The 18,312-nt window shown below is 62.1% G+C and carries 18 protein-coding genes; 17 read left to right on the top strand and 1 reads right to left on the bottom strand.

Translation table 11 applies throughout. The features are described from left to right. Positions 1–18 precede the first annotated feature (18 nt). Positions 19–810, top strand: coding sequence for a CPBP family intramembrane glutamic endopeptidase (locus ABX75_RS00630; RefSeq protein ID WP_034114789.1), 792 nt, complete (start codon positions 19–21; stop codon positions 808–810). A 73-nt stretch (positions 811–883) separates the two neighbouring features. Continuing rightward, a complete protein-coding gene (locus tag ABX75_RS00625; RefSeq protein WP_034099665.1) occupies positions 884–2,449 on the top strand; it encodes a PAS domain-containing methyl-accepting chemotaxis protein in 1,566 nt (521 codons plus the stop codon). Between the two features lie 93 nt (positions 2,450–2,542). Here the strand turns inward: ABX75_RS00625 and ABX75_RS00620 are convergent, their stop codons facing one another. After that, positions 2,543–3,235: an alpha/beta family hydrolase gene (locus tag ABX75_RS00620; protein WP_047881290.1), complete on the bottom strand. Its 693-nt coding sequence runs from the start codon at positions 3,233–3,235 to the stop codon at positions 2,543–2,545. A gap of 78 nt (positions 3,236–3,313) precedes the next feature. Between ABX75_RS00620 and ccoN (ABX75_RS00615) the strand changes: the two genes are divergently transcribed. From ccoN (ABX75_RS00615) to fnrA, 15 genes are all read left to right on the top strand, one after another. Then, entirely contained in the window at positions 3,314–4,738 is a 1,425-nt protein-coding gene (gene ccoN, locus ABX75_RS00615; protein WP_034138921.1) for a cytochrome-c oxidase, cbb3-type subunit I, read from the top strand. Positions 4,739–4,748: 10 nt separating this feature from the next. After that, complete coding sequence (gene ccoO / locus ABX75_RS00610; protein WP_034099669.1) at positions 4,749–5,357, top strand: cytochrome-c oxidase, cbb3-type subunit II; 609 nt, start codon at positions 4,749–4,751, stop codon at positions 5,355–5,357. Between the two features lie 3 nt (positions 5,358–5,360). Further along, positions 5,361–5,567 (top strand): cbb3-type cytochrome c oxidase subunit 3, encoded by a 207-nt coding sequence (locus ABX75_RS00605; protein WP_034099670.1) that lies wholly within the window; start codon positions 5,361–5,363, stop codon positions 5,565–5,567. After that, positions 5,564–6,511 (top strand): cytochrome-c oxidase, cbb3-type subunit III, encoded by a 948-nt coding sequence (ccoP, locus tag ABX75_RS00600; protein WP_034114792.1) that lies wholly within the window; start codon positions 5,564–5,566, stop codon positions 6,509–6,511. Before ABX75_RS00605 ends, ccoP (ABX75_RS00600) begins: the two co-directional genes overlap by 4 nt. A gap of 387 nt (positions 6,512–6,898) precedes the next feature. Then, positions 6,899–8,341, top strand: a complete 1,443-nt coding sequence (ccoN, locus tag ABX75_RS00595) for a cytochrome-c oxidase, cbb3-type subunit I (RefSeq protein ID WP_040269079.1) — start codon at positions 6,899–6,901, stop codon at positions 8,339–8,341. Then, positions 8,341–8,949 carry a cytochrome-c oxidase, cbb3-type subunit II gene (ccoO, locus tag ABX75_RS00590; protein ID WP_003193167.1) on the top strand — a complete coding sequence of 203 codons (609 nt, stop codon included), beginning with the start codon at positions 8,341–8,343 and terminating at the stop codon, positions 8,947–8,949. Before ccoN (ABX75_RS00595) ends, ccoO (ABX75_RS00590) begins: the two co-directional genes overlap by 1 nt. A gap of 6 nt (positions 8,950–8,955) precedes the next feature. Next, entirely contained in the window at positions 8,956–9,141 is a 186-nt protein-coding gene (locus ABX75_RS00585; protein ID WP_020372609.1) for a CcoQ/FixQ family Cbb3-type cytochrome c oxidase assembly chaperone, read from the top strand. After that, positions 9,138–10,115: a cytochrome-c oxidase, cbb3-type subunit III gene (gene ccoP / locus ABX75_RS00580; RefSeq protein ID WP_034099673.1), complete on the top strand. Its 978-nt coding sequence runs from the start codon at positions 9,138–9,140 to the stop codon at positions 10,113–10,115. The genes ABX75_RS00585 and ccoP (ABX75_RS00580) overlap by 4 nt, the downstream gene beginning before the upstream one ends. Positions 10,116–10,465: 350 nt before the next feature. Beyond that, positions 10,466–11,881, top strand: coding sequence for a cytochrome c oxidase accessory protein CcoG (gene ccoG, locus ABX75_RS00575; protein WP_034099674.1), 1,416 nt, complete (start codon positions 10,466–10,468; stop codon positions 11,879–11,881). Between the two features lie 29 nt (positions 11,882–11,910). Continuing rightward, a complete protein-coding gene (locus ABX75_RS00570; protein WP_047881289.1) occupies positions 11,911–12,450 on the top strand; it encodes a FixH family protein in 540 nt (179 codons plus the stop codon). Positions 12,451–12,545: 95 nt separating this feature from the next. Further along, entirely contained in the window at positions 12,546–14,996 is a 2,451-nt protein-coding gene (locus ABX75_RS00565; RefSeq protein WP_047881288.1) for a heavy metal translocating P-type ATPase, read from the top strand. Between the two features lie 22 nt (positions 14,997–15,018). After that, positions 15,019–15,237, top strand: coding sequence for a cbb3-type cytochrome oxidase assembly protein CcoS (ccoS, locus tag ABX75_RS00560; protein WP_034099677.1), 219 nt, complete (start codon positions 15,019–15,021; stop codon positions 15,235–15,237). Next, entirely contained in the window at positions 15,230–15,913 is a 684-nt protein-coding gene (locus tag ABX75_RS00555) for a sulfite exporter TauE/SafE family protein (protein WP_034114795.1), read from the top strand. Before ccoS ends, ABX75_RS00555 begins: the two co-directional genes overlap by 8 nt. Before the next feature lie 102 nt (positions 15,914–16,015). Next, complete coding sequence (gene hemN / locus ABX75_RS00550; RefSeq protein ID WP_034099679.1) at positions 16,016–17,398, top strand: oxygen-independent coproporphyrinogen III oxidase; 1,383 nt, start codon at positions 16,016–16,018, stop codon at positions 17,396–17,398. Positions 17,399–17,536: 138 nt separating this feature from the next. Beyond that, positions 17,537–18,271 carry a Crp/Fnr family transcriptional regulator FnrA gene (gene fnrA / locus ABX75_RS00545; protein WP_034099680.1) on the top strand — a complete coding sequence of 245 codons (735 nt, stop codon included), beginning with the start codon at positions 17,537–17,539 and terminating at the stop codon, positions 18,269–18,271. The last annotated feature ends 41 nt before the right edge of the window (positions 18,272–18,312 follow it).

Here is an 18,312-nt window from a genome sequence, read left to right as displayed (position 1 = left end):
TTTTCAAGGATTCCCCCCATGCTGACCCTGCCCTGGCTGTACCTGGCACTGCTTTCCATCGGCTATGTAATGGCCCTGGTTTACGGACAATTGGGTGCACTGGCGTTGGTGTCAGTCGCCCTGCTGCTGGTCGCCGGCTACGCCGTGCGCCAACAACGCACACCCTGGGCGCGCTACCTGGGCCACGGCCTGTTTATCGTATTGGCGCTGGGCCTGGCGATGCATTGGTTGCCGGGCTTCTATAACGGCCGCGGGATCGACCCGCAACGCTTCACCCCCGATGCAGTGCCGTTCTCGATGTACCTGAATCAGGACAAACCTCTGATCGGCTTCTGGCTGCTGCTGGCCTGCCCCTGGATCGTGGCGCGGCGCGCGTTGCGCCTGTCGATCTGTGTCACCGCCCTAGCCTTGACCCTCACCGCCATCGCGGCCCTGGGCGGCGCGGCGCTGCTTGGCATCATCAGTTGGGCACCGAAATGGCCGGATCCGGCGTGGCTGTGGGTGCTCAATAATCTGCTGTTGGTCACGCTGGTGGAAGAAGCGCTGTTCCGTGGCTACATTCAAGGCGGCTTGAGCCGGCGCTTCAAGCACCTGCCCTATGGCGACAACCTCGCGCTGTTGTTGGCGTCGCTGCTATTCGGCCTGGTGCACCTGGGGGCGGGGTGGCACTGGGTGCTGCTGGCGAGCATTGCCGGGGTCGGTTACGGCTTGGCATACCGGTTTGGCGGCCTCGGGGCGGCGATTGCCACGCACTTTGGCTTGAACCTGCTTCACTTCGGCTTGTTTACCTATCCGATGCTGGCCGGTTGATTGTTGCAAAAATAAGTTAAATAAACCCCCGTGCCGGTCGATACCCCCTGAAAGCCTTGCGGATTGAACAATCATGCGTAATAACCAGCCCGTTACCCAGCGCGAACGTACCTTCCCCGCTCAGCAACGGTTGATCTCCACCACGGATGCCAAGGGCGTGATCACTTACTGCAACGACGCGTTTGTCGAGATCAGTGGGTTCAGCCGTGAAGAACTGCTGCGCGCGCCGCACAACCTGGTACGTCACCCGGATGTTCCGGCGGCAGTGTTCGCGCACATGTGGACGACGCTCAAACAAGGCTTGCCATGGATGGGCATTGTCAAGAACCGCTGCAAGACCGGCGATCATTACTGGGTGAACGCCTATGTAACGCCGATTTTCGATGGCAACCAGGTGGTCGGCTACGAATCGGTGCGGGTCAAACCCACCGCCGAGCAGATCCGCCGGGCCGAAGCGCTCTACCAACGCATCAACCAGGGCAAGTCGGCGATTCCACGGCGCGACAAGTGGCTACCGGTGCTACAGGACTGGGTGCCTTTTATTCTGGTGAGCCAATTGAGCTTTATGATCGGGGCCTGGCTTAACTCCCACTGGGGTTTTGCCTTGGCCGCGGCGCTGTCGGTGCCCTTGGGCCTGCTGGGCCTGAGCTGGCAACAGCGCGGCCTCAAGCGCCTGCTGCGCCTGGCCGAGCAGACCACGTCCGACCCGTTGATCGCGCAGATGTACACCGACAGCCGTGGCGCCCAGGCGCGTCTGGAGATGTCGATCCTCAGCCAGGAGGCGCGTCTGAGGACGTGTCTGACCCGCTTGCAGGACACTGCCGAGCACCTCAACGATCAGGCGTCGCAGTCCAATACCCTGGCGCACAACAGCTCCAGCAGCCTGGAACGCCAACGCGTCGAAACCGAGCAAGTGGCCACCGCAGTCAACCAGATGGCCGCGACCACCCAGGAAGTGGCCAGCCACGTGCAGCGCACCGCCGATGCCACCCAGGAAGCCAATCGCCTGACCGGTCGCGGCCGCGATATCGCCGGGGAAACCCGCGAGGCGATTCAGCGCTTGTCCACCGCCGTGGGTGAAACCGGTGTCACCGTGACCCAACTGGCCAAGGACAGCGATGAAATCGGTGGCGTGGTCGATGTGATCAAAGGCATTGCCGACCAGACCAACCTGCTGGCGCTGAACGCCGCCATTGAAGCGGCGCGTGCCGGTGAAATGGGTCGAGGCTTTGCCGTAGTGGCCGACGAGGTTCGCCAACTGGCGCAACGTACCGCCGAGTCTACCGGGCAGATCCATACCTTGATCGCCAAGCTGCAACAAACCGCCAGCGCGGCCGTGCAGACCATGGATGCCGGGCATCGCCAGGCCGAAGAAGGCGTGGCACGGGTAATGGAAGCGGATCAGGCACTGGTGGGCATCAGCGAAGCGGTGGCGCACATCACCGATATGACCAGCCAGATCGCCGCCGCGACCGAGGAGCAAAGCTCGGTGGCTGAGGAGATCAGCCGCAATATCAGCACCATTGCACTGCTGGCCGATCAAACCTCGGAACAGGCACTGAACTCGGCGCAATTGAGTGAAGACCTGACCCATACAGCTAATAGCCAGTATTCCTTGGTCGAACGTTTCAACCGATAGGCCGCTATCGGGAGCAAGCCCCCTCCCACAGTTAACCGCGTACATCCCTTGGAATGCGGTCGAATGTGGGAGGGGGCTTGCTCCCGATTGGCCCTAACAGACGCTGAGAAACTCAGCCACCTGCACGGCCGCAGCCTCCAAATGCTGCTCATGCGTAAACCCCGAAGCCTTCAATGGCTTCAAGTCATGGTCCCCCGCCTCCAGCCACATCACCTCGATGCTTGGCGATAACGCATAAGTCTCTACCGCGGCCCGATTACCCAAAGCATCGCGCTCACCTTGCACGATCAAGGTCGGGGTCTTCAGCTCGGCCAAATGTTCGACCCGAGGCTTCTGCGGCTTGCCCACTGCATAAAACGGATACCCCAGGCACACCAACCCATCGGCGCCCAGTTCGTCGGCCACCAGACTGGCCATGCGCCCGCCCATGGACTTGCCACCGATGGCCACAGACCCAGCGACATGACGCCGCACCTCGGCATACACCTCACGCCAGGCCTGCAGCAGTTTCGGTGCCGGGTTAGGTGGGCGTTTGCCGCCGTCGAGCCGGCGCTGAGCCATATAGGGAAACTCGAAGCGCAACACGTTCACGCCTTGTGCGGCAAGGCGTGCAGCCATGTCGTTCATAAAGGTTGAGTCCATTGGCGCGCCGGCGCCGTGGGCCAGGATCAGCGTGATCGGCCCGCCCGAGGGCGCGTTGGACGCGACATTCCACAACCAGCCATGTTCCCGCGCACACTGCGCCCATTGATCCCCGTCAATACTGGCCTTGTGCTCTTTGCCCATGCTTGCCTCGCTATTTAGTCTGCCTATAACTCCAGCCCAAGTGCCGCTCGGCTTGGGTTGAACCGTGGATGGGGAACCATGAACACTACATTAAGTACCGCCTATAACTACAAGGTGGTCCGCCAATTCGCCATTATGACGGTGGTGTGGGGCATCGTCGGCATGGGGCTCGGGGTTTTTCTCGCCGCCCAATTGGTTTGGCCCGCGCTCAACTTCGATTTGCCCTGGACCAGCTTTGGCCGTTTACGCCCATTGCATACCAACGCGGTGATCTTCGCGTTCGGTGGCTGTGCGCTATTCGCCAGCTCCTTCTACTCGGTGCAGCGCACCTGCCAGACCCAGCTGTTCGCGCCGAAGCTCGCCGCGTTCTGCTTCTGGGGCTGGCAACTGGTGATCCTGCTCGCCGCAATCACCTTGCCGCTGGGCTACACCAGCTCCAAGGAATACGCCGAGCTGGAATGGCCGATCGACATCTTGATCACCATCGTCTGGGTGGCCTACGCCATTGTGTTCTTCGGCACCGTGGCCAAGCGCAACACCAAGCACATCTACGTCGGTAACTGGTTCTTCGGTGCGTTCATCATCACCGTGGCCATCCTGCATATCGTCAACAACCTGGAAATCCCGGTCAGCCTGACCAAGTCCTACTCGCTGTACGGCGGTGCGACGGATGCCATGGTGCAGTGGTGGTATGGGCACAACGCGGTAGGCTTTTTCCTCACCGCCGGTTTCCTCGGCATGATGTATTACTTCGTGCCCAAGCAAGCCGAGCGTCCGGTGTACTCCTATCGCCTGTCCATCGTGCACTTCTGGGCGCTGATCACCCTGTATATCTGGGCCGGTCCGCACCACCTGCACTACACCGCACTGCCGGACTGGGCACAGTCCCTGGGCATGGTGATGTCGCTGGTTCTGCTGGCGCCAAGCTGGGGCGGCATGATCAACGGCATGATGACCCTCTCGGGCGCCTGGCATAAATTGCGCAGCGACCCGATCCTGCGCTTCCTGGTGGTGTCCCTGGCGTTCTACGGCATGTCGACCTTCGAAGGTCCGATGATGGCGATCAAGACCGTCAACTCGCTCTCCCACTACACCGACTGGACCATCGGCCACGTACACGCCGGCGCTCTCGGTTGGGTGGCGATGATCTCCATCGGCGCGCTGTATCACATGATCCCGAAAGTCTTCGGCCGCGAGCAGATGTACAGCCTTGGCCTGATCAACGCGCACTTCTGGCTGGCCACCATCGGCACCGTGCTCTACATCGCCTCGATGTGGGTCAACGGCATTGCCCAAGGCCTGATGTGGCGTGCGATCAACGACGACGGCACCTTGACCTACTCCTTCGTCGAGACCCTGGTGGCCAGCCACCCAGGCTTCATCGTGCGGCTGGTGGGCGGCGCGGTGTTCCTCAGCGGCATGTTGCTGATGGCTTACAACACATGGCGCACCGTGCGCTCGGCACAACCTGTCGAAGCCGCCCCTGTCGCGCAGATGGCCTGAGGAGTCAGTGATGAAACACGAAACGATTGAAAAGAACGTCGGCCTGATGATGCTGCTGATGGTGCTCGCCGTGAGCATCGGCGGCCTGACCCAGATCGTCCCGCTGTTCTTCCAGGACGTGACCAACAAGCCGGTCGAAGGCATGAAGCCCTACACCGCGCTGCAACTGGAAGGCCGCGACATCTACATCCGCGAAGGCTGCGTGCAATGCCACTCGCAGATGATCCGCCCGTTCCGCGCCGAAACCGAACGCTACGGCCACTACTCGGTCGCCGGCGAAAGCGTGTGGGACCACCCGTTCCTGTGGGGCTCCAAGCGCACCGGCCCGGACCTGGCGCGCGTCGGCGCACGTTACTCCGACGACTGGCACCGTGCGCACTTGTACAACCCGCGCAACGTGGTGCCTGAGTCGAAAATGCCGGCCTACCCGTGGCTCGTCACGGCCCCGGTCGACAGCAGCCACACCGAGACCAAGTTGAACGTAATGCGCACCCTCGGCGTGCCGTACACCGACGACGACATCAAGGGCGCCGTGGCCAGCCTCAAGGGCAAAACCGAGATGGACGCGCTGGTCTCGTACCTGCAAGTGCTCGGCACTGCCATCAAGAGCAAGAGGTGAGCCATGGGATTTGAATTCGATGCGGGCACCATCCGCGGCCTCGGCACGCTGGTGGTCGCCATCGCCTTTATCGGCTTGTCGCTGTGGGTGTTCAACAATCGGCGCAATGCGGAATTCGAGCAGGCGCGCCTGCTGCCGTTCGCCGACGAGCCCACCGCCCCCCCATCCGACGCTCAAGAAGAGCCTGCAATAAGGAGCACTCGGCCATGACCCTATTTTGGAGTACATGGATCTGCGTACTGACCATCGGCAGCCTGATCGGGCTGACCTGGCTGTTGATCTCCACCCGCAAGGGCGAGACCAAAGGCAGTGTCGACCAGACCATGGGCCACGCCTTCGATGGCATCGAGGAATACGACAACCCCCTGCCCCAGTGGTGGTTCATGCTGTTCGTCGGCACCTTGGTGTTCGCGGTCGGCTACCTGATCCTCTATCCGGGCCTGGGCAACTGGAAAGGCGTGCTGCCGGGCTATGAAGGCGGTTGGACCCAGGCCAAGGAATGGGAAAAGGAAATGGCCAAGGCCGATGCGAAATTTGGGCCGATCTACGCCAAATTCGCGGCCATGCCCGTGGAAGAAGTAGCCAAAGACCCACAAGCGCTGAAAATGGGTGGCCGCCTGTTCGCCTCCAACTGCGCGGTGTGCCACGGCTCGGATGCCAAGGGCGCGTACGGCTTCCCAAACCTGGCCGACAACCTGTGGCGCTGGGGCGGCTCTGCCGAGGCGATCAAGACCACCATCATGAACGGTCGCCACGCGGCGATGCCGGCCTGGGGTGAAGTACTGGGCGAAGACGGTGTGAAAAACGTCGCGGCCTATGTGCGCCACGACCTGGCCAAGTTGCCGCTGCCGGCCGATAGCACCGCCGATCTGGCCGCTGGCCAAGCCACCTTCAACACCACTTGCGTTGCCTGCCACGGCCCGCAAGGCCACGGTGTGGAAGCCATGGGCGCGCCTAACCTGACCGAACCCGCCGGTTTCATCTACGGCACCGGCCTGGCGCAATTGCAGCAGACCATCCGTCACGGCCGTCAAGGCCAGATGCCAGCGCAGGAAGCCCTGCAAGGCAATGACAAAGTGCACCTACTGGCGGCTTACGTGTACAGCCTGTCCCACAACGCTGATGGCGCAAAGCCAGAAAGCCAAGCGCAATAACCACACAAGGCCGCCCCGCCCGGGGCGGCCGCTGCTTCGTCTGTAGGAGCGGGCTTGCTCGCTCCCACACCGACCGCCCTACGCGACCAAGTGTCGCACCCGTCTAAAGCAAACCTTTCCCCTCCTCCCATTCGGGTCTACGCTTGCTTGCACAGTGGACCGATCCTGGTGTACGCGACGAGTCACGTTGCGACCTGCAAAATTTCCTGTCCACTCGATCAGCTTTCCATTTCGGATTTTGTCCTTACGCCAAACATGGAAAGGGCGCAGAATCTGGCGTGGAACGCATTGATACAGGTCAGTCATTGCGTTGCAATGACCCCTCGCTTTCTACATACTTGCGGCCGATTTTTACCTATAAAAAAACCTAAACCGTGGAACCTTAGAATGAGCACAGCAATCAGTCCGACTGCTTATAACTATAAGGTAGTCCGCCAGTTCGCCATCATGACGGTGGTCTGGGGGATCCTTGGCATGGGGCTCGGGGTCTTCATCGCCTCGCAACTGGTCTGGCCGGAATTGAATTTCGACCTGCCCTGGACGACCTTCGGTCGCCTGCGCCCGCTGCACACCAACCTGGTGATTTTCGCCTTCGGCGGATGTGCATTGTTTGCCACCTCCTACTATGTCGTGCAGCGAACCTGCCAGACGCGACTGATCTCCGATGGCCTCGCCGCTTTCACCTTCTGGGGTTGGCAAGCGGTCATCATCGGCGCCATCGTCACCCTGCCGTTGGGTTACACCACCACCAAGGAATACGCCGAGCTGGAATGGCCCATCGCCATTTTGCTGGCCGTGGTCTGGGTGACCTACGCTGCGGTGTTCTTCGGCACCATCATCAAGCGCAAGACCAAGCACATCTATGTGGGCAACTGGTTCTACGGCGCATTCATCCTGGTGACGGCGATGCTGCACATCGTCAACCACGCGTCGTTGCCGGTCAGCCTGTTCAAGTCCTATTCGGCTTACTCGGGCGCAACTGACGCAATGATCCAGTGGTGGTACGGGCATAACGCCGTAGGCTTTTTCCTCACCACCGGCTTCCTGGGGATGATGTACTACTTCGTGCCGAAACAGGCCGAACGCCCTATCTACTCCTATCGCCTGTCCATCGTGCACTTCTGGGCGCTGATCACCCTGTATATCTGGGCCGGTCCGCACCACCTGCACTACACCGCGCTGCCGGACTGGGCGCAATCCCTGGGCATGGCCATGTCGATCATCCTGCTGGCGCCAAGCTGGGGCGGCATGATCAACGGCATGATGACCCTCTCGGGCGCCTGGCATAAATTGCGCACCGACCCGATCCTGCGCTTCCTGGTGGTGTCCCTGGCGTTCTACGGCATGTCGACCTTCGAAGGTCCGATGATGGCGATCAAGACCGTCAACTCGCTCTCCCACTACACCGACTGGACCATCGGCCACGTTCACGCTGGCGCCCTCGGTTGGGTGGCGATGATCTCCATCGGCGCGCTGTACCACATGATCCCCAAACTGTTCGGCCGCGCGCAGATGCACAGCGTCGGGCTGATCAACACGCACTTCTGGCTGGCTACCATCGGCACCGTGCTCTACATCGCTTCGATGTGGGTCAACGGCATCACCCAGGGCCTGATGTGGCGTGCGATCAACGATGACGGCACCCTCACCTACTCCTTCGTCGAAGCGCTGCAAGCCAGCCACCCGGGCTACATCGTTCGTGCCCTGGGCGGTGCGTTCTTTGCCGCCGGCATGCTGTTCATGGCCTACAACGTGTTCCGCACCGTGCGGGCCTCGGACCCCGTAGAAGCTGAAGCCGCCGCCAAGATCGCCGTTGTGGGAGCCCACTGATGAAGCATGAAGTAGTCGAGAAGAATATCGGCCTGCTGGCCTTCTTCATGGTCATCGCCGTGAGCATCGGCGGCTTGACCCAAATCGTCCCGCTGTTCTTCCAGGACGTGACCAACAAGCCGGTCGAAGGCATGAAGCCGCGCACCGCCCTTGAACTGGAAGGCCGCGACGTCTACATCGCCAACGGCTGCGTGGGCTGCCACTCGCAGATGATCCGCCCGTTCCGCGCCGAAACCGAACGCTACGGCCACTACTCGGTCGCCGGCGAAAGCGTGTGGGACCACCCGTTCCTGTGGGGTTCCAAGCGCACCGGCCCGGACCTGGCGCGCGTGGGCGGGCGTTACTCCGATGACTGGCAACGTGCGCACCTGTACAACCCGCGCAACGTCGTGCCCGAGTCGAAAATGCCGGCGTACCCGTTCCTCGTGGAAAACAAGCTCGACGGCAAGGACACCGCGAAGAAGATGGAAGTCTTGCGCACCCTGGGCGTGCCCTACACCGACGAAGACATCGCCGGTGCCGCGGCTGCCGTGAAGGGCAAGACCGAAATGGACGCATTGGTGGCCTACCTGCAGGGCCTGGGCACCATCATCAAAAGCAAACGGTGATTCTTCATGGATATCGGGATGATTCGTGGCCTGGGCACCGTTGTGGTGATGGTGGCCTTTGTCGGCCTGGCGCTGTGGGTGTTCAGCCCCAAGCGCAAGTCGGAGTTTGACGACGCAACCATGCTGCCCTTTGCGGATGACCCCGAAGCCATCAAGCACGTCGAGCAAGCTTCTAGGAGTAACAAAGAATGACTACGTTCTGGAGTCTGTACGTCACAGTCCTCAGTCTGGGTACCATCTTCGCCCTGACCTGGCTGCTGCTGTCGACCCGCAAGGGCCAGCGCGCCGAGCAAACCGACGAAACCGTCGGCCACTCGTTCGACGGCATCGAGGAGTACGACAACCCGCTGCCCAAGTGGTGGTTCATGCTGTTCGTCGGCACCATCGTGTTTGCCCTTGGTTACCTGGTGCTGTACCCGGGCCTGGGCAACTGGAAGGGTCTGCTGCCGGGCTATAACTACCTCGACAACGACAAGCAAACCCCCTTCGCCAACGGTCAGACCGGCTGGACCGGCGTGCACGAATGGGAGAAGGAAATGGCCCGCTCGGACGCCAAGTTCGGGCCGATCTTCGCCAAATTCGCCTCGATGCCGATCGAAGAAGTCGCCAAGGATCCGCAAGCGCTGAAAATGGGCGGCCGCCTGTTCGCCTCCAACTGCTCGGTGTGCCACGGCTCCGACGCCAAGGGCGCCTATGGTTTCCCCAACCTGACCGACGCCGACTGGCGCTGGGGCGGCGAACCTAACACCATCAAGGAAACCATCCTCAAAGGCCGCCACGCGGTGATGCCAGGCTGGGCCGAAGTGATTGGCGAACAAGGCGTGGCCGATGTGGCCGGTTTTGTGGTGACCAAGCTCGATGGTCGCAAGTTGCCTGAAGGGGCCAAGGCCGACGTGGCCAACGGCGAAAAACTCTTCGCCGCCAACTGCGTGGCCTGCCACGGCCCCGCCGGCAAAGGCACCCCGGCCATGGGCGCCCCCGACCTGACCCACCCCGGCGCGTTCATCTACGGTTCGAGCTTCGCTCAGTTGCAGCAGACCATCCGCTACGGCCGTCAGGGCCAGATGCCTGCGCAGGAACAACTGCAAGGCAACGACAAGGTGCACTTGCTCGCGGCGTATGTGTACAGCCTGTCTCATGCAGACAAAAAGGCCGAGGAGCAGTGAGACTGATCGTTATTTAGCAACACAGAAACAACCCATGTGAGAGGGGGCTGGCCCCCGATAGCAGTGGGCCAGTCATGCCTTTATTGACTGACACTCTGCTATCGGGGGCCAGCCCTTCTCACATTGCATCTCTGGCATTTTTGAAGGTCGAACCGGCAAAACCGGCCATACTTCCCAAGTCAATTGATCCAGATCACGTACACCATCAATTGATTTCCCCCAACGCGACCAAAGGTCGCACCCTTGGCGTACCATCGGGGGCGTATCATTACGCTACTGCAACATCCTTAATTTGACCCCGGTTGGCACGTACTGGCCGAGGCAAATCTCCACCGCCGTGGGATGCAATGATGAGCGACCAAATACCGGTACATGACGTTACCCCGCCTGCCAAACATTCAAGCCAGACGGTCGATCTCTACGCCGCGCGCGAGAAGATCTACACCCGTGCCTTCACTGGCCTGTTCCGCAATCTGCGCATGCTCGGCGGTGCCGCGCTGTTCCTGCTCTACTTCGGCACGGTGTGGCTGAACTGGGGCGGTCACCAGGCTGTGTGGTGGAATTTGCCGGAACGTAAGTTCTTTATTTTCGGCGCAACCTTCTGGCCTCAGGACTTCATCCTGCTGTCTGGCATCCTGATCGTCGCCGCGTTCGGCCTGTTCTTTATCACGGTGTACGCCGGGCGCGTGTGGTGCGGCTATACCTGCCCGCAAAGCGTGTGGACGTGGATCTTCATGTGGTGCGAGAAGGTCACCGAAGGCGACCGCAACCAACGCATCAAGCTGGACAAAGCGCCGATGAGCGCCAACAAATTCCTGCGCAAGTTCAGCAAGCACAGCCTGTGGCTGATCATCGGTTTCGTCACCGGCATGACGTTCGTCGGTTACTTCTCGCCGATCCGCGAACTGGTCTTCGACTTCTTCACCGGCCAGGCCGATGGCTGGTCGTATTTCTGGGTCGGTTTCTTCACCCTTGCCACCTATGGCAACGCCGGTTGGCTGCGCGAACAGGTGTGCATCTACATGTGCCCTTATGCGCGTTTCCAGAGCGTAATGTTCGACAAGGACACCCTGATCGTCTCCTACGACCCACGCCGTGGCGAACTGCGCGGGCCACGTAAAAAAGGCGCCGACTACAAGGCCCAGGGCCTGGGCGACTGCATCGACTGCACCATGTGCGTACAGGTATGCCCGACCGGCATCGACATCCGTGACGGCCTGCAGATCGAGTGCATCGGCTGCGCGGCGTGCATCGATGCCTGCGACAACATCATGGATAAGATGGAGTACCCACGCGGCCTGATCAGCTACACCACCGAGCACAACCTGTCCGGTCAGAAAACCCACAAGCTGCGTCCACGTCTGATCGGCTATGCGTTGGTATTGCTGGCGATGATCAGCCTGTTGGTCACCGCGTTTTTCATGCGTTCGCTGGTGGGCTTCGACGTCAGCAAAGACCGCGTGCTGTTCCGCGAAAACGCCGAAGGCCGCATCGAAAACGTCTACAGCCTGAAGATCATGAACAAGGACCAGCGCGACCACACCTACGTGCTCGATGCCGCCGGCCTGCCGGATCTCAAGTTGCAGGGCCGCCGCGAGATCAAGGTGTCCGCCGGCGATATCGTGAGCATGCCGGTGGAACTGTCGAGTGCGCCGGAACAAGTGCCATCGAGCACCAACGAGGTGACGTTCATCCTCAAGGATGCCGATGACCCGAGCATTCACGTCGAAGCCAAGAGCCGATTCATCGGCCCTCAGGTCCGTTAACCCAACGTTGTTAAACAGAGAGCCGAACAATGCCCGTAGCCACTGCCGCAAGCCCTTGGTACAAGCACCTCTGGCCTTGGATCATCATCGGTATCCTCGCCTGCTCGGTGGCCTTGACCTTGTCCATGGTGACGATCGCGGTGAACAACCCTGACAACCTGGTCAACGACAACTACTACGAGGCCGGCAAAGGCATCAACCGCTCCCTGGATCGTGAACGCCTGGCCCAGACCCTGCAGTTGCGCGCCAAGCTGCACCTGGACGAACTGACCGGCGAGGTCGAGCTGAACCTCACCGGCTACAGCAACCCCAACACCCTGCAACTGAACCTGATTTCACCGACCCAGCCGGAGAAAGACCGCAAGATCAACCTGACCCGCAGCGACAGCGAGCCGGGCCGCTACCTGGGTCAGGTGACCGATAAAGTCGAAGGCCGCCGTTTCGTGGAGCTTTTGGGTGTGGAAGGCGACAGGACCTGGCGCCTGTTCGAGGAAGAAGAAGTCAGCCACGACAAAGACTTACTGCTGGGAGATGAGCCCTTGCAGGGCGCCGAAGACCTGAAGAAGTAAACACTCTGCGCTTCGCACGTCGCGGTCCCGCCCCTCCCTGCGAGAGTCGAGCTGGCCCGCGACGAGGCCCTACCAGCCCCTAAAGATTCCAAGCCATGACCACCCCACTTCCCTGCTACCACTGCGCCCTGCCCGTGCCGCCCGGCAGCCGGTTCACCGCTCAGATCCTCGGCGAGCGCCGTGAACTCTGCTGCCCAGGTTGCCAGGCAGTGGCCGAAGCGATTGTGGCCGGGGGCCTGGAAAGCTATTACCAGCATCGCAGCGAAGCCTCGGCCAACCCCGAAGCGCTGCCGGTACAACTGGTGGAGGAGCTGGCGCTGTATGACCGCGCCGACGTGCAAAAACCCTTTGTGCGCCATGACGGCGAACTGGCCGAAACCACCCTGCTGATGGAAGGCATCAGTTGCGCGGCGTGTGGCTGGCTGATCGAAAAACACCTGCGCAGCCTGCCCGCGGTGGCCGAGGCGCGGCTGAACCTGTCCAACCATCGCTTGCAGGTCCGCTGGGCCGATGGGCAACTGCCGTTGAGCCAGGTGCTCAGCGAACTGCGCCATATCGGCTATGCCGCCCACCCGTATCAGGCGGACCGCGCCGCTGAGCAATTGGCCAGTGAAAACCGTCTGGCCTTGCGCCAACTGGGCGTTGCCGGGTTGCTGTGGTTTCAGGCGATGATGGCAACCATGGCCACTTGGCCGGAATTCAATATCGACCTGAGCCCAGAGCTGCACGTCATCCTGCGCTGGGTAGCGATGTTTCTGACCACCCCCATCGTGTTCTACAGCTGCGCGCCGTTTTTCAAAGGCGCGTTGCGCGACCTGCGCACCCGCCATCTGACCATGGATGTGTCGGTGTCCCTGGCGATTGGCGGCGCCTACCTGGCGGGCATCTGGACCGCCATCAGTGGCGTGGGCGAGCTGTATTTCGATGCAGTGGGCATGTTCGCGCTGTTCCTGCTGGCCGGGCGCTATCTGGAACGCCGCGCCCGCGAACGCACCGCCGCCGCCACTGCGCAACTGGTCAACCTGCTGCCGGCGTCGTGCCTGCGCGTGCAAAGCGACGGCCAGAGCGAGCGCATCCTGCTCAGCGAACTGGCAGTGGGCGATCGCGTGCGCGTACACCCAGGCGCGGTGCTGCCGGCGGACGGAGTGATCCTCGACGGTCAGTCCAGCATCGACGAGTCACTACTGACCGGCGAGTACCTGCCGCAAGCGCGCCAGGTGGGCGATAGCGTCACCGCCGGCACCCTCAATGTGGAAGGCGCGCTGACCGTTGAAGTACGTGCCCTGGGCCACGACACCCGCCTGTCCGCCATCGTGCGCTTGCTGGAACGGGCCCAGGCCGAGAAACCGCGGCTGGCCCAGATCGCCGACCGTGCCGCGCAATGGTTCCTGCTGGGCTCGCTGCTCGCCGCCGCGCTGATCGGCCTGTGGTGGTGGCAGTTGGACGCGTCGCGGGCGTTCTGGATCGTACTGGCGATGCTGGTGGCGACCTGCCCGTGCGCCTTGTCGCTGGCCACACCCACCGCCCTCACCGCCGCCACCGGCACCCTGCACAAACTCGGTTTGCTGCTGACCCGCGGCCATGTGCTGGAGGGTCTTAACCAAATCGACACGGTGATTTTCGACAAGACCGGCACCCTCACCGAAGGCCGCCTGGCGCTGCGAGCGATTCGCCCCTTGGGCCCGTTGGACAGCGATGCCTGCCTGGGCCTGGCCGCCGCCCTGGAAAACCGTTCAGAGCACCCGATTGCCCGTGCTTTCGGGCGTGCGCCGCTGGCTGCCGATGAAGTGCTGAGCACCCCCGGCCTCGGCCTGGAGGGTCGCGTGGGCGAGCGCCTGCTGCGCATCGGCCAGCCGGGGTTCGTGTGTGAACTCAGCGGCTGCGCCTTGCCCGCCTCACCCGACGAAGCCGGACAATGGCTGCTGCTGGGTGACCGCCAGGGCCCGCTCGCCTGGTTCGTGCTCGACGACCGCCTGCGCAGCGACGCACCGGCCTTGCTGCAAGCCTGCCAGGCACGCGGCTGGCGCACCCTGCTGCTCTCGGGGGACAGTTCGCCGATGGTCGCCAGCGTCGCGCTTGAGCTGGGCATCGACGAGGCCCACGGCGGCCTGCGTCCCGACGACAAACTGCAAGTGTTGCAACGCCTGCACCAGGAAGGCCGCAGGGTGTTGATGCTCGGCGATGGGGTCAACGATGTGCCGGTGCTCGCCGCCGCGGATATCAGTGTGGCCATGGGCTCGGCCACCGACCTGGCCAAGACCAGCGCCGACGCGGTGCTGCTGTCCAACCGCTTGGATGCGCTGGTGCAGGCCTTCAGCCTGGCGCGGCGCACCCGACGGGTGATCATTGAAAACCTGGTGTGGGCGGGGCTATACAATGGCCTTATGCTGCCGTTCGCCGCCCTCGGCTGGATCACGCCCATTTGGGCGGCGGTGGGCATGTCCCTCAGTTCGTTGACCGTGGTGCTCAACGCCCTGCGCCTGACTCGCCTGCCGAGCGCGCCGGCCGCCAGCGCCCCTCAAGTAACCCGCCCGCTGCCAGCTTGAGCCGCGCGGGCATGGAGTGCAGATGCCAGCTTTATACGTGATGATTCCGGCGGCGCTGCTATTAGTGGGCGTCGCCATCTACATCTTCTTCTGGGCCGTGGACAGCGGCCAGTACGACGACCTCGACGGCCCGGCCCACAGCGTGCTGTTCGATGACCAGGATCCTAACCACTTGGCCGGCGTCGAAGAAGCCAACAGCCCCGAGCAACCGCCCAAGCCCCAAGAACCACCCCATGCTTGAACTGGCGCCGTTACTGGTTTCCGCGCTGATCCTCGGCCTGCTCGGTGGCGGCCATTGCCTGGGCATGTGCGGTGGACTGATGGGGGCGCTGACCCTGGCCATCCCTCAAGAGCAGCGCAGCCGTCGGTTTCGTCTGCTGCTGGCGTACAACCTGGGGCGCATCCTCAGCTACGCCTGCGCCGGGCTGCTGATCGGCATGGCCGGCTGGGCCGTGGCCAATAGCCCGGCGGCCATGATTCTGCGGGTGTTGGCCGGTCTGCTGCTGATCAGCATGGGCCTGTACCTGGCCGGCTGGTGGAGCGGTCTGACCCGTATCGAACGCCTCGGGCGCGGCCTGTGGCGGCATATCCAGCCGATTGCCAACCGTTTGCTGCCGGTGTCCAGCCTGCCCCGCGCGTTGTTGCTGGGCGCGCTGTGGGGCTGGTTGCCGTGCGGGCTGGTCTACAGCACCCTGCTCTGGGCCGCCAGCCAAGGCAATGCGCTGGACAGTGGTTTGCTGATGCTGGCGTTCGGCCTGGGCACCTGGCCGGTGTTGCTGGCCACCGGGCTGGCGGCGGAACGCGTCACTGCCTTACTGCGCAAGCGCAGCGTGCGCATGGCCGGCGGTGTGCTGGTGGTGCTCTTCGGTATCTGGACCCTGCCCGGCCCGCATCAGCACTGGTTGATGGGGCATTGAAACGCCGTGTGGCATAGCGCCGCTCCCCGTTGACGCAAATCAAGGCGCCCCCTACGGCCAACCCCTAGACTCGGCCCACTAGCCTATCCGGGGGACGCCCGCATGCTCGACGCCATTCGTTGGGACACCGATCTGATTAACCGCTACGACCTGGCAGGGCCGCGCTACACGTCCTACCCGACCGCCGTGCAATTCGACAGCCAAGTCGGCACATTCGACTTGCTCCACGCCCTGCGTGACAGCCGCAAGGCCACACGGCCGCTGTCGCTGTACGTGCATGTGCCGTTCTGCGCGAACATTTGCTACTACTGCGCCTGCAACAAGGTCATCACCAAGGACCGAGGCCGCGCCCACGCCTACCTGCAACGCCTGGAGCAGGAGATCCAACTGGTGGCTTGCCACCTGGACCCCAAGCAGCCGGTGGAGCAACTGCACTTCGGCGGCGGCACTCCGACCTTTCTCAGCCACGACGAACTGCGCCAGGTCATGACCTGCCTGCGCCAGCACTTCAACCTGCTAGACGATGACTCCGGCGACTATGGCATCGAGATCGACCCGCGCGAAGCCGACTGGGCCACCATGGGCCTGCTGCGCGAGCTGGGCTTTAACCGCGTGAGCATCGGCGTGCAAGACCTCGATCCCGAGGTCCAGCGCGCAGTGAACCGTCTGCAAAGTCTGGAAGAAACCCGCGCGGTGATCGACGCGGCGCGCACCCTGCAATTTCGTTCGATCAACATCGACCTGATCTACGGCTTGCCTAAACAGACGCCGATCAACTTCGCGCGCACCGTGGAGGAAGTCATCAAGCTGCAGCCGGACCGCCTGTCGGTGTTCAACTATGCGCACCTGCCGGAACGTTTCATGCCGCAACGCCGCATCAACAGCGACGAACTGCCCTCCCCGGCGCAAAAACTGTTGATGCTGCAAACCACCATCGAACAACTGACCCAGGCCGGCTATCGCTACATCGGCATGGACCACTTCGCCCTGCCCGACGACGAGCTGGCCATCGCCCAGGAAGAAGGCCGGCTGCAACGCAACTTCCAGGGTTACACCACCCATGGTCATTGCGATCTGATCGGGCTTGGGGTGTCGGCCATCAGCCAGATCGGCGATCTGTACTGCCAGAACAGCAGTGACCTGAATACCTACCAGAACACCTTGGCTGGCGCGCAACTGGCCACCAGCCGTGGCCTGGTCTGCACCACGGACGATCGTTTGCGCCGTGAAGTAATTCAGCAACTGATCTGCAATTTCAGCCTGGCTTTCGAACCTGTCGAGCAGGCTTTCAATATTGATTTTCGCGGGTATTTCGCCGATCTCTGGCCGCAACTGGAGGCGATGGCCACGGATGGTCTGATCGCCCTCGACGAACACGGCATTCGCGTGCTGCCGGCCGGCCGACTGCTGGTGCGTTCGGTGTGCATGGTGTTCGATGCGTACTTGGAGCACCAGAACCGGCAGCGGTTTTCGCGGGTGATCTGAAGGGCAAGCCCCGGCGCGGTGAGGGCCGGGCTTGCGTTAACCTCTATACTATTGGTGCTTTTTTGTACAGGCTGGCCTGACTGCCCACAGTGCGTTACCCTTACGCATTATGTGTGATTCCCCACAAGGATTTTAGTAATGTCCGAGCCAGTCAAGCTGCGCGCTCATAACCAGGCCCATTGCAAGGATTGCAGCCTGGCCCCCCTCTGCCTGCCACTTTCGCTGAATCTGGAAGACATGGATGCGCTGGACGACATCGTTAAACGCGGTCGCCCGCTGAAGAAAGGCGAGTTTCTGTTTCGCCAGGGCGACAAGTTCGATTCCGTCTATGCAGTACGCTCCGGCGCGTTGAAGACATTCAGCCTGAGCGACGGCGGCGAGGAACAAATCACCGGTTTCCATCTGCCGAGTGAACTGGTGGGGTTATCGGGCATGGACACCGAGATTCACCCGGTATCGGCCCAGGCGCTGGAGACGACCTCGGTGTGCGAGATCCCCTTCGAACGCCTGGATGAGCTGGCGCTGCAATTGCCGCAACTGCGCCGCCAATTGATGCGTGTGATGAGCCGCGAGATCCGCGACGATCAACAAATGATGCTGCTGCTGTCGAAGAAAACCGCCGACGAGCGCATCGCCACCTTCCTGGTTAACCTCTCTGCCCGTTTCCGCGCCCGTGGGTTCTCGGCCAACCAGTTCCGCTTGAGCATGTCGCGCAACGAAATCGGCAACTATCTGGGGCTGGCGGTGGAAACCGTGTCCCGCGTATTCACCCGTTTCCAGCAGAACGAACTGCTCGCCGCCGAAGGCAAGGAAGTGCATATCCTCGACCCGATCCAGCTGTGCGCGCTGGCCGGTGGCTCCATAGAAGGTTGATGCAGACACCTGCGGCCGCGCCAATCGGCAAGGTCGCAGGT

The sequence above is a fragment of the Pseudomonas sp. ARP3 genome (assembly GCF_001029595.1).
Classification (GTDB): domain Bacteria; phylum Pseudomonadota; class Gammaproteobacteria; order Pseudomonadales; family Pseudomonadaceae; genus Aquipseudomonas; species Aquipseudomonas rhodesiae.
Note: the sequence above shows the minus strand (reverse complement) of the source record. Positions and strands in the feature narration are given on the sequence as shown.

What these genes read in the sequence shown, in the direction of transcription:
- ccoG (WP_034099674.1), top strand. Translation starts at nt 10,466, where the DNA reads ATGAGCGACCAAATACCGGTACATGACGTTACCCCGCCTGCCAAACAT.
- ccoO (WP_034099669.1), top strand. Translation starts at nt 4,749, where the DNA reads ATGAAACACGAAACGATTGAAAAGAACGTCGGCCTGATGATGCTGCTG.
- ccoN (WP_034138921.1), top strand. Translation starts at nt 3,314, where the DNA reads ATGAACACTACATTAAGTACCGCCTATAACTACAAGGTGGTCCGCCAA.
- ABX75_RS00625 (WP_034099665.1), top strand. Translation starts at nt 884, where the DNA reads ATGCGTAATAACCAGCCCGTTACCCAGCGCGAACGTACCTTCCCCGCT.
- hemN (WP_034099679.1), top strand. Translation starts at nt 16,016, where the DNA reads ATGCTCGACGCCATTCGTTGGGACACCGATCTGATTAACCGCTACGAC.
- ccoO (WP_003193167.1), top strand. Translation starts at nt 8,341, where the DNA reads ATGAAGCATGAAGTAGTCGAGAAGAATATCGGCCTGCTGGCCTTCTTC.
- ABX75_RS00620 (WP_047881290.1), bottom strand. Translation starts at nt 3,235, where the DNA reads ATGGGCAAAGAGCACAAGGCCAGTATTGACGGGGATCAATGGGCGCAG.
- fnrA (WP_034099680.1), top strand. Translation starts at nt 17,537, where the DNA reads ATGTCCGAGCCAGTCAAGCTGCGCGCTCATAACCAGGCCCATTGCAAG.
- ABX75_RS00630 (WP_034114789.1), top strand. Translation starts at nt 19, where the DNA reads ATGCTGACCCTGCCCTGGCTGTACCTGGCACTGCTTTCCATCGGCTAT.
- ccoS (WP_034099677.1), top strand. Translation starts at nt 15,019, where the DNA reads ATGCCAGCTTTATACGTGATGATTCCGGCGGCGCTGCTATTAGTGGGC.
- ABX75_RS00565 (WP_047881288.1), top strand. Translation starts at nt 12,546, where the DNA reads ATGACCACCCCACTTCCCTGCTACCACTGCGCCCTGCCCGTGCCGCCC.
- ccoP (WP_034099673.1), top strand. Translation starts at nt 9,138, where the DNA reads ATGACTACGTTCTGGAGTCTGTACGTCACAGTCCTCAGTCTGGGTACC.
- ccoP (WP_034114792.1), top strand. Translation starts at nt 5,564, where the DNA reads ATGACCCTATTTTGGAGTACATGGATCTGCGTACTGACCATCGGCAGC.
- ABX75_RS00585 (WP_020372609.1), top strand. Translation starts at nt 8,956, where the DNA reads ATGGATATCGGGATGATTCGTGGCCTGGGCACCGTTGTGGTGATGGTG.
- ABX75_RS00605 (WP_034099670.1), top strand. Translation starts at nt 5,361, where the DNA reads ATGGGATTTGAATTCGATGCGGGCACCATCCGCGGCCTCGGCACGCTG.
- ABX75_RS00555 (WP_034114795.1), top strand. Translation starts at nt 15,230, where the DNA reads ATGCTTGAACTGGCGCCGTTACTGGTTTCCGCGCTGATCCTCGGCCTG.
- ccoN (WP_040269079.1), top strand. Translation starts at nt 6,899, where the DNA reads ATGAGCACAGCAATCAGTCCGACTGCTTATAACTATAAGGTAGTCCGC.
- ABX75_RS00570 (WP_047881289.1), top strand. Translation starts at nt 11,911, where the DNA reads ATGCCCGTAGCCACTGCCGCAAGCCCTTGGTACAAGCACCTCTGGCCT.